The organism is Oryzihumus sp. (assembly GCF_054325275.1).
The window spans coordinates 1-13,692 of the sequence record NZ_JBTCWL010000085.1; the positions used below are offsets into that span (position 1 = coordinate 1).

Sequence of the window (13,692 nt, forward strand, 5' to 3'; positions counted from 1 at the left end):
GGTCCACGTCGACTTCGTCACCGGCGTCCCCGGCGGCATGCCGGGCACCACCGCCGCGCTCATGGCCGGCGTCGCCGCCCTCCCGGAGGAGGTCACCTCGTGGTCGGCCACCGGCATCGGGCGCACGCACCTGCCGATCGCCGCGGCGGCCCTCTCGGCCGGGGGGCACCTGCGCGTCGGCATGGAGGACAACCTCGTCTACGCCAAGGGCCAGCCGGTCCAGCACAACCGGGAGCTGGTGGCCCGGGCGGCCGAGCTGGCGACCGTGATGCAGCGTCCGCCGCTGAGCACCGACCAGGCCCGCGAGCTGCTCGGCATCAAGGACCGCCGCACCCGCTGAGGCGACCTGCCAGGCGTGCGGTGAGCACCCGGCATACCTCCATCAACCCCACTTGGTGCCCGTAGCGCGGCGAATCGTGCCCGAATCGGCGCGAAAACGCGGCGTAACGGGCACCAAGTCCGTTGAAGGGACGTGAGCAACCGGGGATGGTTCGGCGGCGGAAATGCTCACGGCACAACGGGTTCACCCAGAAGTTACTTGTGAGTAGGCTCACGCTAACTCCGGGTTGCATACTGCTAACTCCAGCAAGCACTATGGAGTCATGTCCAAGCTCCCCGCCGTGCAGCTGCCCGACCTGGGCGGCTACCTGCGCGAGCAGCGCCAGTCGGCCCAGCTGAGCCTGCGCCAGCTCGCGGACGTGGCGGGGATCAGCAACCCCTACCTCTCGCAGATCGAGCGGGGGCTGAAGAAGCCCAGCGCCGAGATCCTGCAGAGCCTGGCCAAGGCGCTGCGCATCTCCGCCGAGTCGCTCTACGTGCGCGCCGGGATCCTCGACGGCGAGGCCGCCGACCATGACCGGCCCGCACCGGATGTCCGCGCGGCGATCCAGGCCGACCCGGGCCTCACCGACCGGCAACGCCGGGTCCTGCTCGACGTCTACGAGTCCTTCGTCGGGGAGCCCGCGCCCCCGGCCACCGGCGCCGCCAAGCGCACCCCGAAGACCAAGTCCAAGCACCCGTCCAACAGCTAAGGGAGCACCCCATGGCACTCGTTGCCGACCTCCGCAAGACCGTCACCGACACCACCCCCGTCTACGCCGTCGTCGGCGCCACCGACCTCGCGGTCGAGAAGGTCCGCGAGGCCCGCACCCGGGCCGCGGCCCTGCGCGCCGAGCTCGGCGACTTCGACGTCACCGCCGTCCAGGGCAAGGCCGTCGAGACCGCCCAGCACGTGCCGGCGCTCGCCCTCAACCGCACCCTCGAGATCGCCGGCAAGGCGCAGGAGTCCTACGACACCCTCGCCGAGCGCGGCCAGAAGCTCGTCACCCGCATCCGTGGCCAGAAGGCCACCCAGGACCTGCTGGCCCAGGCCGGCAACACCCTGGCCCTCGGCAAGGGCGCGGTCACCACGATCCGCAACGCCGCCACCGACACCGAGCGCGCCGTCAAGGCCACGCTGACCACGGGCCGCCGCGAGGCGACCGAGGCCGCCGAGACCGTGAAGACCTCGGCCAAGGCCACCGGCACCACCACCAAGACCGCGGCAAAGAAGGCGACCAAGGCCACCAAGCCGGCCGCCAAGCGCGCCACCACCACGGCCACCAAGCGCGCCGCCACCGCCAAGTCGGCCACCAAGGCCGCCGCGACCAGCGCCACCAAGACGGCCGAGGCCGCCGAGAAGGCCGTCGAGGCCGCCGCCGAGAAGGTCGGCGACTGACCTCACGCCTCACCCAGCACCACCGCCGCGGCCGACGTCCCCACCCGGGGGCGCCGGCCGCGGCCTTCGTCTGCCGGTCGATACAGTCGCGGGCGTGATCTCCCCCGCGCAGCCCGCCGTCCCCCTCGACGCCGCGCCGGTCGTGGCGCACCTGACCCGCTCCGGCTTCGTGGAGTCGGTCCACCACGGCAGCGTCATCGCCCTCGACGCCACCGGCTCCGCGGTGGTCGACCTCGGCCCTACCGACGCGCCGTGCTTCCCGCGGTCCTCGAACAAGCCGGTCCAGGGCCTGGCCATGCTGCGCGCCGGGCTCGACCTCGACGGCGAGCTGCTCGCCCTCGCCTGCGCCAGCCACTCCGGTGAGGCGTTCCACCTCGAGGGCGCGCGCCGCATCCTCGCCGGCGCCGGGCTGACCGAGGCCGACCTGCAGAACACCCCCGACCTGCCCTACGACGAGGTCGAGCGCAAGGCGTGGGTCGCCGCCGGGCGCGAGGCGACCCCGCTGGCGCAGAACTGCTCGGGCAAGCACGCCGCGATGCTCGCCACCTGCGTGCTCAACGGCTGGGACACCGCGACCTACCGCGAGCCGGCCCACCCGCTGCAGCAGCTCATGGCGCAGACCCTGGAGGACCTCACCGGCGAGAAGGTCGCCGCCAGCGGCATCGACGGCTGCGGCGCCCCGGTCATGGCGGTCAGCCTGCGGGGCCTGGCCCGCGCGTTCGGCACCCTGGCCAGCGCCCCGGAGGGGACGCTGGAGGCGAAGGTGAGCGGCGCGATACAGGCGCACCCGGAGTGGCTCGGCGGCACCCGCCGCGACGTCACCGCCCTGATGCGCGGCGTGCCTGGCCTCATCGCCAAGGACGGTGCCGAGAGCGTGTATGCCGTGGGCCTGGCCGACGGCTCGGCCGTCGCCCTCAAGATCGCCGACGGTGCGCAGCGGGCCCGGCCGGTCGTCATGGCGGCCGCGCTGCGCCGCCTCGGGGTCGAGGCCGAGGTCCTCGCCACGCTCGACCACGCCCCGGTCCTCGGCCACGGCCAGCCGGTCGGCGAGCTCGCGGCCGTCGGGATCTGATGCGCGCGGTCCTGCAACGGGTCACCCGCGCCTCCGTCGTCGTCGAGGGCGAGACGGTCGGCGCGATCGACCGCCCCGGCCTGCTGGCCCTGGTGGCCGCCACCCACGACGACGGCCCCGCCGACGTGCAGAAGCTGGCGCGCAAGATCGCCGAGCTGCGGGTCCTGCGCGACGAGCAGTCCGTGCTCGACGCCGGGGCCCCGGTGCTGGTGGTCAGCCAGTTCACGCTCTACGCCGACACCCGCAAGGGCCGGCGCCCCTCGTGGAGCGCCGCCGCCCCCGGTGACGTCGCCGAGCCGCTCGTCGACGACCTCATCGCGGCGCTGCGGGACAAGGGCATCGAGGTCGCCACCGGCCGGTTCGGGGCGATGATGGAGGTCAGTCTCGTCAACGACGGGCCGTTCACTCTCGTAGTGGACACCTGAGGACCGCCCGCGCCTTAGGCTGTCGCCATGTTCAACGCCATCGGGACCGCGCAGAGCCTGATCACGCTGGTGCTCGGGGTCATCGCCCTCGGCATGGAGGTCTTCGCGCTCGTCGACGCGCTGCGCCACCGCCCCGACGCCTACGTCGCCGCGGGCAAGCGCACCAAGAACCTCTGGGTCGCGGTCACCGCCGTCGCCGCGGTGCTCGGCTTCGTCTTCGTGTTCAACGTGCTGGGCTTCCTGTCGATCCTCGCCATCGTCGCTGCGGGCTTCTACCTCGCCGACGTGCGCCCCGCCCTGCGCCGGGTCACCGGCCGCGGCACCGGCAGCCACCAGGGCCCCTACGGCCCGTGGTGACCGGCCACCTGTGACCCTGTCCTCGTGAGCCTCGCCCCGCACCCCCCGCACACCTCCCTGCTCGACGGCCCCGACGGCGCCCTGGAGTACCTCCTCACCGGCTCCGGCGAGCCCACCACCGTCTTCGGCCACGGCCTGGCCGGCTCGATCGAGACCACCCGCCCGTTCGGGTCCGGCGTGGAGGGCACCCGCGCGTTCTTCCACTTCCGCGGCCACGGCGCCTCCGCCGCCCCCGAGACCGGCTGGACGTATGCCGCGCTGTCCGCCGAGCTGCGCGCCGTCGCCGACCACGTCGGGGCCACCCGGGCGCTGGGCGTGAGCATGGGCGCCGGCGCCCTGTGCCACCTGCTGGAGGAGACCCCCGACCGGTTCGAACGGCTCGTCCTCGTCATGCCGGCCGTCATCGACCAGCCCCGCGACGACGAGGCGATCGACCGGCTCGTGGCCATGGCCGAGGAGGCCGACCACCGCGACGTCGAGGGCATGGCCCGGCTGCTGCTGCTCGACCAGCCCGAGGAGGTCCGCGACCAGCCGGCGGTGCGCCTGTGGTGCCGCCGCCAGGCGGCCACCCTGGTGGGCACCCCGGTGTCCCGCGCGCTGCGCGAGCTGCCGCACGGCATACCCATGGGCGACCGGGCCGCGCTGCGGAAGGTGGCCGCCCCGACGCTGGTGCTGACCCAGGAGCACGACGCGGCGCACCCGGTCTGGGTGGCCGAGCAGCTGGCCGCCGAGCTGCCCGACGCCCGCCTCGAGGTGCTGCCCGCCGGGGGGATCATGTGGCGCCACCGGGCCCGGGTGCGCGACCTCATCGGTGGCTTCCTCAACGACGTGTGAGGGCCATAGGGCACAATCTGACGCCGAGACCATGACCGAGACGTTCCAGAGGGGACCCATGTCCAACACACGTAGCCGCGCCGACGAGGTGTTCGTCGCCGAGCGGCCGTGGGGCCAGTTCCAGCAGTTCGTGGCCAACGAGATGGTGACGGTCAAGATCATCACCGTCGAGCCCGGCCACCGCCTGTCCCTGCAGAAGCACGGCCACCGCGACGAGATGTGGCAGGTGCTCGACGTGCCGATCGACATCGAGGTCAACGACGAGAAGTGGGTCGCCCAGCCGGGGGAGCGGGTGTGGGTGCCGCAGGGCGCCACGCACCGCATGGGCAACAGCGGCACCGAGCCGGGCCGCCTGCTGGAGATCGCGTTCGGCGAGTTCGACGAGGCCGACATCGAGCGGCTGCACGACGACTACGCGCGCTGACCGGCGCTCGCGCTAGCGCCGGCCCGGCGCGACCGCGGACCACGCCACGGTGACCTCGCCGAGGCGCCACCGCGACGGGCCGTCCAGCAGCGGCCAGCCCGCGTCGCGCAGGGCGGCGACCGTCGCCAGCCAGCGCTGCCGCACCCCGTATGCCGCGTGCGGCGCCGAGCGCGCCCACGCGGCGTCCAGCGCGGCCAGGTAGTCGCGCACCGGCTCACCGTCGACGTTGCGGTGGATCAGCGCCTTGGGCAGCCGCTCGGCGACGTCGGAAGGCCGCTCCAGGTCGGCCAGGCGCAGCGACAGCGACAGCGACACCGGCCCGTCGGCGGTGACCGCCACCCAGGTGGAGCGGCGGCCGAGCTCGTCGCAGGTGCCGTCGACGAGCAGCCCGTGCGGGCCCAGCCGCTCGCACACCGTGGCCCACGCCCCGGCGACCTGGTCCTCGTCGTACTGCCGCAGCACGTTGAAGGCCCGCACCACCACCGGCCGAGCGCCGCGCTCCAGCGGCACCTCGAAGCCGCCGAGCCGGAAGGTGAGCCCGTCCCGCTCCAGCGGCCGGCCGGCCTCCACCCGGTCCGGGTCGATCTCGATGCCGACGACCTGCACGTCCTGGCGGACCGCGCGCAGCCGGTCGTGCAGCTCCACCGCGGTGACCGGGGACGCGCCGTAGCCGAGGTCGACGACCACGGGCGGGGTGGCCGAGCGCCGCAGCCGCCACGCCTGCGGCCCGGCCAGCCAGCGGTCGACCCGGCGCAGCCGGTTGGGGTTGGTCGTGCCCCGGGTGATGGTGCCGACCGGTCGCCTCGCTGCCACGCCCCGCAGGGTATGCCGTGCCCCGCACCCGGCCACACGGCATACCGCGCCCGGCGTGCCCGGGGTGCACAGGTGCGTGAAATAGGGTGACGCGGTGGCCAGGGGTGTGGGCGTGCGGAGCCGGAGCACGGTGCTGCTTACCGTGGTCCTGCTCGCGCTGGCCGCCCTCGGGGTGACCCGGCTGGCGCCCGTGCTCGACAAGCCCGACCACGGCGTCGTCGACATCAAGCCCGGCCTGCTCAGCGCCCACCAGCCGGTGCGTGGGGAGGTCACGCTGGGCCAGGGCCTGACCGTCTCGATGTACTCGGACGGGATCCGTGTCCAGCGCCAGACCGCCACGCTGTTCCAGACCGTGCGGATCGCCGCGCCGGTCACCGCGGGATTCGGCACCGTGACGCGCACCCGGGACGGCTGGCAGGAGCACGTCACCGGCACCGTCGACCACATCCGGTTCACCTCGGTCGACCTCAGTCGGGCGGGGGCGACCTTCCACGGCGTCGCGTTCGACGACACCCACACGATGCCGGCGACGATCTCGGCCCGCCGCGTCGGCGACAAGGTCGAGCTGACCTTCCGCATCGAGGGCGCCGACCTGCTCGTGCTGCACACCTGGCGCCACCCCGGCACCCGCGGGCTGACCCCCCGTCTGCCGGCCACCGACCTGGGCGGCAGCACGTGGTGGCTCCGGCCCGCCACCGAGCCGCTCGAGCCCGCGCTCGCCACTGGCCTGGGCAGCCTCGCCGCGATCGACAGCCCCGCCCCGACCGCGATCGACCTGCGCCACGACGGCCGCGGCGAAATACATGTGTGGTCCTCCACGTTCCGACTGACGGTCTGGTGACGCGCGGCCGCTGACGGCGCCGCGTGGCAGACTCGGGCGTCGGGCCCTCGACCACGGCCCGTGGGCAAGGAGAACGAACGTATGCCGGGTGCCGCACCGATCCGCCGGGTCGCCATGCTCAGCGTGCACACCTCCCCGCTGGAGCAGCCCGGCACCGGTGACGCGGGAGGCCTCAACGTCTACGTCGTGGAGGTCGCCAAGCGGCTGGCCGCCCGGGGCATCGAGGTCGAGGTGTTCACCCGCGCCACGACCGGCGGCCTCCCGCCGGAGGTCGAGCTGGTGCCCGGGGTGCAGGTCCGGCACGTGACCGCCGGCCCCTACGAGGGGTTGGGCAAGGAGGACCTGCCGGGGCAGCTGTGCGCCTTCGCCGCCGGCGTCATGCGCGCCGAGGCGGCCCGCCCCGAGGGGTGGTACGACCTGGTCCACTCCCACTACTGGCTCTCCGGGCAGGTGGGCTGGCTCGCCGCCGACCGCTGGCGGGTGCCGCTCGTGCACACCATGCACACCATGGCCCGGGTCAAGAACACCCACCTGGCCAAGGGCGACACCCCCGAACCCACCGGGCGCGAGATCGGCGAGGCGCAGGTCGTCGAGGCCGCCGACCGGCTGGTCGCCAACACCGACGGCGAGGCCCGCGAGCTGATCGACCTCTACGACGCCGACCCGTCCCGGGTCCGGGTCGTGCCGCCCGGCGTCGACCTGGGCACCTTCATCCCCGGCGACGCCGCGGCCGCCCGCGCCGAGCTCGGCCTGCCGGCCGACGCCCACGTGCTGCTCTTCGTCGGCCGGATCCAGCCGCTCAAGGCCCCCGACGTGCTTCTCAAGGCCGCCGCCGACCTGCTCGCCCGCCGGCCCGCGCTGCGCGAGCACCTCGTCGTCGCGGTGGTCGGCGGCCCCAGCGGCACCGGCCTGGCCAAGCCGAAGGCACTGCAGAAGCTGGCCGACCGGCTCGGCATCACCCCGCAGGTGCGCTTCGTCCCGCCGGCCGCCCGCGAGCGGCTGGCCCAGTGGTATCGCGCCGCCGACCTCGTCGCCGTCCCCTCCTACAGCGAGTCCTTCGGCCTCGTCGCTGTCGAGGCGCAGGCCTGCGGCACCCCCGTCGTCGCGGCCGCGGTCGGCGGCCTGCCCACCGCCGTCGGCGACAGCGGCATCCTTGTCGACGGCCACGACACGACCGACTGGAGCCACGCCATCGAGTCCCTCATCACCGACCCCGCCCGTCGGGCGGACCTGTCCCGCAGGGCGGTGCGCCACGCCGCCCAGTTCAGCTGGGACCACACCACCGAGCGCCTCGTCGAGGTCTACGCCGAGGCGCACGCCGCCCGCACGGCCTCGCCGATCGAGGACGCCCGGGTGCTGGCCGGCATCCCCGCGGCGGTGATCCCGTGACGACGGCCGAGCAGCAGAAGGTCCTCGACGTCGTCGACGCCTACCTGGCCGACGCCGGCATCGAGCATGAGCTCGGCGGCCGCGACGGCGAGCTCGTGGTCACCCTGCCGGGGGAGAAGAAGCTCAAGACCGTGGCCTCGGTCGTGGTCGGCGAGCAGTCGCTGTCGGTATCGGCGTTCGTGGTGCGCAACCCCGACGAGAACCACGAGGCGGTCTACCGCTACCTGCTGCGCAAGAACCTCAAGCTGCCCGGGCTGGCCTACGGCATCGACAGGTCCGGCGACGTCTACGTCACCGGGCGGGTGCCCCTGGAAGGGGTCAGCACGGCATACCTGGACCAGCTCTTCGGCGTCGTCCTCGACGCCGCGGACTCGACCTTCAACGAGCTGCTGGCCCTCGGCTTCCTGGAGTCGATGAAGAAGGAGTGGGCCTGGCGCATCTCGCGCGGGGAGTCCACCCGCAACCTCGAGGCGTTCCGGCACCTGCTCGACCCGGATCGGCAGGAGCAGGACGCCACCTGAGGCCGCCGCGGCCGGGCCCATAGACTCGCCCGCATGACCTACACCCTTGTCCTGCTGCGTCACGGCGAGAGCGTCTGGAACGCCAAGAACCTCTTCACCGGCTGGGTCGACGTCGACCTGTCCGACAAGGGCCGCGCCGAGGCCGTCAGCGCCGGCGAGCAGCTCAAGGAGGCCGGCCTGCTGCCGGACCTGGTGCACACCTCGCTGCAGCGCCGGGCGATCAACACCGCCAACCTCGCGCTCGACGCCGCCGACCGGCACTGGATCCCGGTGCGCCGGTCCTGGCGCCTCAACGAGCGGCACTACGGCGCGCTGCAGGGCAAGGACAAGAAGCAGACGCTGGAGGCCTACGGCGAGGAGCAGTTCATGCTCTGGCGCCGGTCCTTCGACGTCCCGCCGCCGCCGATCGACCCCGACGACGAGTTCAGCCAGGCCCACGACGTGCGCTACGCCGGTCTCGGCGACGACGCCCCGCGCACGGAGTGCCTCAAGGACGTCATCGCGCGGATGCTGCCGTGGTGGGAGAGCGCGATCGTGCCCGACCTGCTGGAGGGCAACACCGTGCTGGTCGCGGCCCACGGCAACAGCCTGCGCGGCATCGTCAAGCACCTCGACGGCATCAGCGACACCGACATCGCCGGGCTGAACATCCCCACCGGCATGCCGCTGGTCTACCGCCTCGGCAAGGACCTCAAGCCGGAGGTGCCCGGCGGCGAGTACCTCGACCCCGAGGCCGCGAGGGCCGCCGCGGAGGCGGTCGCCAACCAGGGCCGCTGACCCACCCCCACGCACAGGTATGCCGCGCACCCCGGTGGGTGCGCGGCCTTCCTGGTGCTGGTGGCCGGCTTTGCGCAAGAACATTCCGCTGGGAGAGCCGTGACCGACCCTCCCAGCGGCACCAACGTGCGCAAAGGCGGGGTTACTCCTCGCCGTCGAGCTCGGCCTCGGTGTGCCACTCGCCGGTGACGAGGTAGACGACCCGGCGGGCCACCGACACCGCGTGGTCGGCGAAGCGCTCGTAGTAGCGTCCGACCAGCGTCGCATCCACGGCCGCCTCGGTGCCGAACTCCCACTTGCCGCTCATGAGCTGGTTGAAGATCTCGCGGTGCAGGCGATCCATCTCGTCGTCGTCGCGCTCGAGCTCGACCGCGGCGTCGATGTCCTTGCTGGCGATGATCGAGCCGGCCTTGGCCACGATCCGCTCGGCCACCTGGCCCATCTGGAGCACGTTGGCACGCAGCACCGGCGGGATCGCCGACTGCGGGTAGCGCAGCCGCGCCACCTTCGCCACGTGCCGGGCCAGGTCGCCCATCCGTTCCAGGTCGGCGCTCATCCGCATCGCCGTGACGACCATCCGCAGGTCGGTGGCCACCGGCTGCTGGCGGGCGAGCAGGTCGATCGAGCGGTCGTCGAGCTCGCGGCGGATCTGGTCGATCTCGTGGTCCGCGGCGATGACGCTCTCGGCGAGGTGGATGTCCGCGTCGAGCAGCGCCGTCGTGGCTCGCGCCATGGCCGAGCCGGCCAGGCGGGTCATCTCCACCAGGTCGTCGGAGATCTTGTCGAGGTCCTCGTGAAACGCGTCGCGCATGGTCCCTTGGCTTTCCGGTGTCCGGGGCGCCGCCCCGTGCCAGGCACGTCGGTATGCCGTGACAGCACGCGCCGTCGCTCGTGCTCACCCAGCGTCGCACCATGGGGTGAACTCGCGCGGGCTCTCAGGTGAACTCTTGGCTTCACCCGTGGTCAGGCCGCGTTCACCCGGCCGACGCACCCTTGCGCCATGCCTATCCTGAGCATCGTGGATGCCACGACCGCAGCGATCCTCGGAGGCGTGGGCGGCCTCCTGGTGGGGGCGGTCGCGATGCTCGCCCTGCGCCTGTCCGAGCGCTCCCAGCACCTGGTCACGCCGGCCGCCCCGCAGCCGAACCTGCCGGCGGGGGTCGCCGACGTGCTCGCCGTGCTGCGCTCCAGCGGCATCGTCGTGGACTCGGCCGACGCCGTGGTCAAGGCCAGCCCGTCCGCCGTGGCACTCGGCCTGGTCCGCGAGACCGAGCTGGTGCATGCCGAGCTGCGCCACCTGGCCCGGCAGGTCCGCCGTGACGGGGTGATCCGCGAGTCCGAGCTGGAGCTGGCGCGCGGCCCGCTCGGCCGGGGTCGCCTGACGATGGGGGCACGGGTCGCCCCGCTGGGGGGCTCCCACGTGCTGCTCCTGCTCGACGACCGCACCCAGGCCCGCCGGGTCGAGGAGATCCGCCGCGACTTCGTCGCCAACGTCAGCCACGAGCTCAAGACGCCGGTCGGTGGGCTGGCCCTGCTCGCCGAGGCGGTCGAGGGCGCGGCCGACGACCCCGAGGCGGTCGAGCGCTTCGCCCAGCGGATGCGGGTCGAGGCCACCCGCCTGACGCGGCTGGTCCAGGAGATCGTCGACCTGAGCCGCCTGCAGGTGGCCGACACCCTGCACGAGCCGGTCATCGTCGACGTGGCCGAGGTGGCCGCCGAGGCGGTCGAGCGCTCCCGCCTCGTCGCCGACGCCAAGGGCATCGAGATCGCCACCGCCCTGGACGAGGACGTGCACGTCTTCGGCGACCGCGAGCTGCTGATCACCGCCGTGTCCAACCTCGTCGGCAACGCCATCGCCTACTCCGGCAACGACACCAAGGTCGCCGTCGCCGTCCACGCGGCCGACCACGGCATCGTCGAGGTGGCCGTCACCGACCAGGGCCAGGGCATCCCGGAGCACGAGCAGCAGCGGATCTTCGAGCGGTTCTACCGGGTCGACCCCGCGCGCTCCCGGGCCACCGGCGGCACCGGCCTCGGGCTCGCCATCGTCAAGCACGTCTGCGCCAACCACGGCGGCGAGGTCACGGTGTGGAGCGAGGAGGGCCGCGGGTCGACGTTCACCATGCGGCTGCCCGCCGCACCCGAGTCCGCCGCCGACACCCACAGCTCCCCGAACACCGAGGCGGCACCGGCCGCCCCCGTCACCCGAGAGGTCACCCGATGACGCGCATCCTCGTGGTCGAGGACGAGCAGTCCTTCTCCGACCCGTTGTCCTACCTGCTGCGCAAGGAGGGATACGAGGTCGCCATCGCCGAGACCGGGCCGGAGGCGCTCGAGGAGTTCGACCGCAGCGGCGCCGACCTGGTGCTGCTCGACCTCATGCTGCCGGGGCTCTCCGGCGAGGACGTCTGCCGCGCCCTGCGCCAGCGCTCGAACGTGCCGGTCATCATGCTCACCGCCAAGGACAGCGAGATCGACAAGGTGGTCGGCCTCGAGCTCGGCGCCGACGACTACGTCACCAAGCCCTACTCCAGCCGCGAGCTGCTCGCCCGGGTCAAGGCCGTGCTGCGCCGCGGTCACGAGCCGGAGGACCTCATGCCCTCGACGCTGGAGTCCGGCCCGGTGCGCATGGACGTCGAGCGGCACGTCGTCACCGTCAACGGCACGCAGACCGCGCTGCCGCTCAAGGAGTTCGAGCTGCTCGAGATGCTGCTGCGCAACGCCGGCCGGGTGCTGACCCGGATGCAGCTCATCGACCGTGTGTGGGGCAGCGACTACGTGGGCGACACCAAGACGCTGGACGTGCACGTCAAGCGGCTCCGCGCCAAGGTCGAGCCCGACCCGGCCAACCCCCGCTTCATCGTCACCGTGCGCGGCCTGGGCTACAAGTTCGAGGCGGCCGCCTGAGGCGCACCGGACCTCGGCAGGCCGACTTGGTGCCCGGTATGCCGCGAAAGTGCGGCTCTCCGGCCGCGAAACGCGGCGCAGCGGGCACCAAGTCGTGGAAGGGGCCTCGCATGAAGCCCGCATACCGCTGCCGGCAGGAGGCGGTGGACGACAGGACCCCCCGAGCCGTGCGGCTCGGGGGGTCCTGGGCGTCCGGGGACCCGGGGTCAGGGGGTCGTGGTGGCCGTGGCCGTGGAGGGCGACGGGACCGGCAGGCTGTCGGTGACAGACGGCGTCGGGGTGCTCGTCGCGCCGCTCGTCGCCGGCGGGGTGATCGTCTGGTAGTAGCCCTGCGGCAGCAGCACCGGCACCTTGACGTTCTGGGCGCCACCCTCAGGGGTGCTCACCTCGATCGGGAGCAGGCCACCGGGCGCGGTCGCCACCTTGGGCAGGATCGCCGGGTCGACGATCGTGCTGTTCTCGAGGCGGGTGCCCTTGCCGGGTGCCGCCTCGACGCTGGCCTGGCCGCCGTTGGCGGTGGCGAAGGTGACGCGGACCGGCTGGCCGCCCTTGTTGACCACGACGCCGGACAGCACGCCGGGCTGGTCCTGGGCGCTGGAGACCACGACGAGGTCGCGGACCTCGATGCTGCCCAGGTCGACCCCCACGCCGTCGGCGGGCTGGTAGGCGAACTGGGTCTGGATCGGGGACTGCGTCTGGCACCCGCTCAGCGCGACCGCACCCGCGGCGACGAGGCCGGCGCTCGCGAGGAGGACCTTGCGGGACATGGACACCTGAGCGGCTCGGGAGGGTCGACGGATCACGGCGCACAGCGTACCGGGGCAGGCCGTGCCGGCTGTCGTCAGGTCATCGCCGCGCGCCCCCGACGCGCGCGCGTAGAGCATGGTGAACGGCTGTCTGTCAAGACCGTCCCGGGAGTCAAAATGCCCCAGTGTGGGCCCCTGACCTGCACAAACACGACACGTACTAGTTCGTTCCGGCCATGGCCGCGTGTTACCCTTGAGTCCGCGAAAGGGGAAAACAGCACATGGTTTTCAAGGTCGGCGAAACGGTCGTGTACCCCCACCACGGGGCTGCCCTGATCGAAGAAATCAAGACCCGCACCATCAAGGGCGAGGACAAGCTCTACCTCGTCCTCAAGGTTGCCCAGGGTGACCTCACCATCGAGGTGCCAGCTGAGAACTGCGACCTCGTGGGTGTCCGCGACGTCGTGGGGCAGGACGGCCTCGATCGTGTCTTCGAGGTGCTGCGAGCCCCCCACACCGAGGAGCCGACCAACTGGTCGCGCCGCTACAAGGCCAACCTCGAGAAGCTCGCCTCTGGCGATGTGATCAAGGTGGCCGAGGTGGTCCGCGACCTGTGGCGGCGCGACAAGGACCGTGGCCTGTCGGCAGGCGAGAAGCGCATGCTGGCCAAGGCCCGCCAGATCCTCGTCTCCGAGCTCGCGCTCGCGGAGAAGACCAACGAGGACAAGGCCGAAGCCATCCTGGACGAGGTTCTCGCCTCCTGAGCGTCGCCGTCATCCTCGTCGCCGCAGGTGAGGGCACGAGGCTTGGTGCTGGCGTCCCCAAGGCGTTCGCCCCGCTGCGCGGGGAGCCGTTGCTCCTCCATGCGC

Annotated in this window: 19 protein-coding genes; 16 read left to right on the forward strand and 3 right to left on the reverse strand. The window is 72.9% G+C overall.

Annotation, left to right across the window (positions count from 1 at the left end; translation table 11 throughout):
* The 8 genes from ACXVGS_RS16950 to ACXVGS_RS16985 all read left to right on the forward strand — a co-directional run.
* A partial coding sequence (locus tag ACXVGS_RS16950; protein ID WP_458537223.1) for a 3-keto-5-aminohexanoate cleavage protein occupies positions 1-340 on the forward strand: 340 nt, incomplete at its 5' end.
* A gap of 262 nt (positions 341-602) precedes the next feature.
* Positions 603-1,031 carry a helix-turn-helix domain-containing protein gene (locus ACXVGS_RS16955; protein ID WP_458534028.1) on the forward strand — a complete coding sequence of 143 codons (429 nt, stop codon included), beginning with the start codon at positions 603-605 and terminating at the stop codon, positions 1,029-1,031.
* An 11-nt stretch (positions 1,032-1,042) separates the two neighbouring features.
* Entirely contained in the window at positions 1,043-1,717 is a 675-nt protein-coding gene (locus ACXVGS_RS16960) for a hypothetical protein (protein ID WP_458534027.1), read from the forward strand.
* A gap of 94 nt (positions 1,718-1,811) precedes the next feature.
* Positions 1,812-2,789: an asparaginase gene (locus tag ACXVGS_RS16965; protein WP_458537224.1), complete on the forward strand. Its 978-nt coding sequence runs from the start codon at positions 1,812-1,814 to the stop codon at positions 2,787-2,789.
* Positions 2,789-3,214, forward strand: a complete 426-nt coding sequence (gene dtd, locus ACXVGS_RS16970; protein WP_458532515.1) for a D-aminoacyl-tRNA deacylase — start codon at positions 2,789-2,791, stop codon at positions 3,212-3,214. Before ACXVGS_RS16965 ends, dtd begins: the two co-directional genes overlap by 1 nt.
* 27 nt (positions 3,215-3,241) lie before the next feature.
* Positions 3,242-3,571 (forward strand): DUF2516 family protein, encoded by a 330-nt coding sequence (locus ACXVGS_RS16975; RefSeq protein ID WP_141789551.1) that lies wholly within the window; start codon positions 3,242-3,244, stop codon positions 3,569-3,571.
* Between the two features lie 24 nt (positions 3,572-3,595).
* Positions 3,596-4,405 carry an alpha/beta fold hydrolase gene (locus ACXVGS_RS16980; protein ID WP_458530375.1) on the forward strand — a complete coding sequence of 270 codons (810 nt, stop codon included), beginning with the start codon at positions 3,596-3,598 and terminating at the stop codon, positions 4,403-4,405.
* A gap of 58 nt (positions 4,406-4,463) precedes the next feature.
* Positions 4,464-4,829, forward strand: coding sequence for a phosphomannose isomerase type II C-terminal cupin domain (locus tag ACXVGS_RS16985; protein ID WP_458530376.1), 366 nt, complete (start codon positions 4,464-4,466; stop codon positions 4,827-4,829).
* A 12-nt stretch (positions 4,830-4,841) separates the two neighbouring features.
* On the opposite strand, the gene ACXVGS_RS16990 is transcribed toward ACXVGS_RS16985, so the two are convergent.
* Positions 4,842-5,642: a class I SAM-dependent methyltransferase gene (locus tag ACXVGS_RS16990; RefSeq protein ID WP_458537225.1), complete on the reverse strand. Its 801-nt coding sequence runs from the start codon at positions 5,640-5,642 to the stop codon at positions 4,842-4,844.
* 112 nt (positions 5,643-5,754) lie between these two features.
* On the opposite strand from ACXVGS_RS16990, the gene ACXVGS_RS16995 reads away from it, so the two are divergent.
* The 4 genes from ACXVGS_RS16995 to ACXVGS_RS17010 all read left to right on the forward strand — a co-directional run bounded on the left by ACXVGS_RS16995 (position 5,755) and on the right by ACXVGS_RS17010 (position 9,170).
* A complete protein-coding gene (locus ACXVGS_RS16995) occupies positions 5,755-6,483 on the forward strand; it encodes a hypothetical protein (RefSeq protein WP_458530378.1) in 729 nt (242 codons plus the stop codon).
* Between the two features lie 81 nt (positions 6,484-6,564).
* A complete protein-coding gene (mshA, locus tag ACXVGS_RS17000) occupies positions 6,565-7,872 on the forward strand; it encodes a D-inositol-3-phosphate glycosyltransferase (RefSeq protein ID WP_458532511.1) in 1,308 nt (435 codons plus the stop codon).
* On the forward strand, positions 7,869-8,393 hold the full coding sequence (locus ACXVGS_RS17005) for a YbjN domain-containing protein (RefSeq protein WP_458537226.1): 525 nt from the start codon (positions 7,869-7,871) through the stop codon (positions 8,391-8,393). The genes mshA and ACXVGS_RS17005 overlap by 4 nt, the downstream gene beginning before the upstream one ends.
* A 33-nt stretch (positions 8,394-8,426) precedes the next feature.
* Entirely contained in the window at positions 8,427-9,170 is a 744-nt protein-coding gene (locus ACXVGS_RS17010) for a phosphoglyceromutase (protein ID WP_458533851.1), read from the forward strand.
* 142 nt (positions 9,171-9,312) lie between these two features.
* Here ACXVGS_RS17010 and phoU read toward each other — a convergent pair whose 3' ends face one another.
* On the reverse strand, positions 9,313-9,981 hold the full coding sequence (gene phoU, locus ACXVGS_RS17015) for a phosphate signaling complex protein PhoU (protein WP_458530381.1): 669 nt from the start codon (positions 9,979-9,981) through the stop codon (positions 9,313-9,315).
* Between the two features lie 189 nt (positions 9,982-10,170).
* Between phoU and ACXVGS_RS17020 the strand changes: the two genes are divergently transcribed.
* Together ACXVGS_RS17020 and ACXVGS_RS17025 are read left to right on the forward strand one after the other, a co-directional pair.
* Complete coding sequence (locus ACXVGS_RS17020) at positions 10,171-11,394, forward strand: sensor histidine kinase (RefSeq protein WP_458530382.1); 1,224 nt, start codon at positions 10,171-10,173, stop codon at positions 11,392-11,394.
* Complete coding sequence (locus tag ACXVGS_RS17025; RefSeq protein WP_458530383.1) at positions 11,391-12,077, forward strand: response regulator; 687 nt, start codon at positions 11,391-11,393, stop codon at positions 12,075-12,077. The genes ACXVGS_RS17020 and ACXVGS_RS17025 overlap by 4 nt, the downstream gene beginning before the upstream one ends.
* A 206-nt stretch (positions 12,078-12,283) precedes the next feature.
* On the opposite strand, the gene ACXVGS_RS17030 is transcribed toward ACXVGS_RS17025, so the two are convergent.
* Complete coding sequence (locus ACXVGS_RS17030; protein ID WP_458537227.1) at positions 12,284-12,880, reverse strand: hypothetical protein; 597 nt, start codon at positions 12,878-12,880, stop codon at positions 12,284-12,286.
* Positions 12,881-13,104: 224 nt separating this feature from the next.
* Here ACXVGS_RS17030 and ACXVGS_RS17035 point away from each other — a divergent pair, with 224 nt between their 5' ends.
* Positions 13,105-13,587 (forward strand): CarD family transcriptional regulator, encoded by a 483-nt coding sequence (locus tag ACXVGS_RS17035; RefSeq protein WP_141789540.1) that lies wholly within the window; start codon positions 13,105-13,107, stop codon positions 13,585-13,587.
* Positions 13,588-13,598: 11 nt separating this feature from the next.
* The coding region (locus ACXVGS_RS17040; protein ID WP_458537228.1) for a 2-C-methyl-D-erythritol 4-phosphate cytidylyltransferase at positions 13,599-13,692 on the forward strand (94 nt) is incomplete at its 3' end.

Coding starts and splice junctions, on each gene's coding strand:
- ACXVGS_RS16955 (WP_458534028.1), top strand. CDS start 603: ATGTCCAAGCTCCCCGCCGTGCAGCTGCCCGACCTGGGCGGCTACCTG.
- ACXVGS_RS16960 (WP_458534027.1), top strand. CDS start 1,043: ATGGCACTCGTTGCCGACCTCCGCAAGACCGTCACCGACACCACCCCC.
- dtd (WP_458532515.1), top strand. CDS start 2,789: ATGCGCGCGGTCCTGCAACGGGTCACCCGCGCCTCCGTCGTCGTCGAG.
- ACXVGS_RS16975 (WP_141789551.1), top strand. CDS start 3,242: ATGTTCAACGCCATCGGGACCGCGCAGAGCCTGATCACGCTGGTGCTC.
- ACXVGS_RS16985 (WP_458530376.1), top strand. CDS start 4,464: ATGTCCAACACACGTAGCCGCGCCGACGAGGTGTTCGTCGCCGAGCGG.
- mshA (WP_458532511.1), top strand. CDS start 6,565: ATGCCGGGTGCCGCACCGATCCGCCGGGTCGCCATGCTCAGCGTGCAC.
- ACXVGS_RS17010 (WP_458533851.1), top strand. CDS start 8,427: ATGACCTACACCCTTGTCCTGCTGCGTCACGGCGAGAGCGTCTGGAAC.
- phoU (WP_458530381.1), bottom strand. CDS start 9,981: ATGCGCGACGCGTTTCACGAGGACCTCGACAAGATCTCCGACGACCTG.
- ACXVGS_RS17020 (WP_458530382.1), top strand. CDS start 10,171: ATGCCTATCCTGAGCATCGTGGATGCCACGACCGCAGCGATCCTCGGA.
- ACXVGS_RS17025 (WP_458530383.1), top strand. CDS start 11,391: ATGACGCGCATCCTCGTGGTCGAGGACGAGCAGTCCTTCTCCGACCCG.
- ACXVGS_RS17035 (WP_141789540.1), top strand. CDS start 13,105: ATGGTTTTCAAGGTCGGCGAAACGGTCGTGTACCCCCACCACGGGGCT.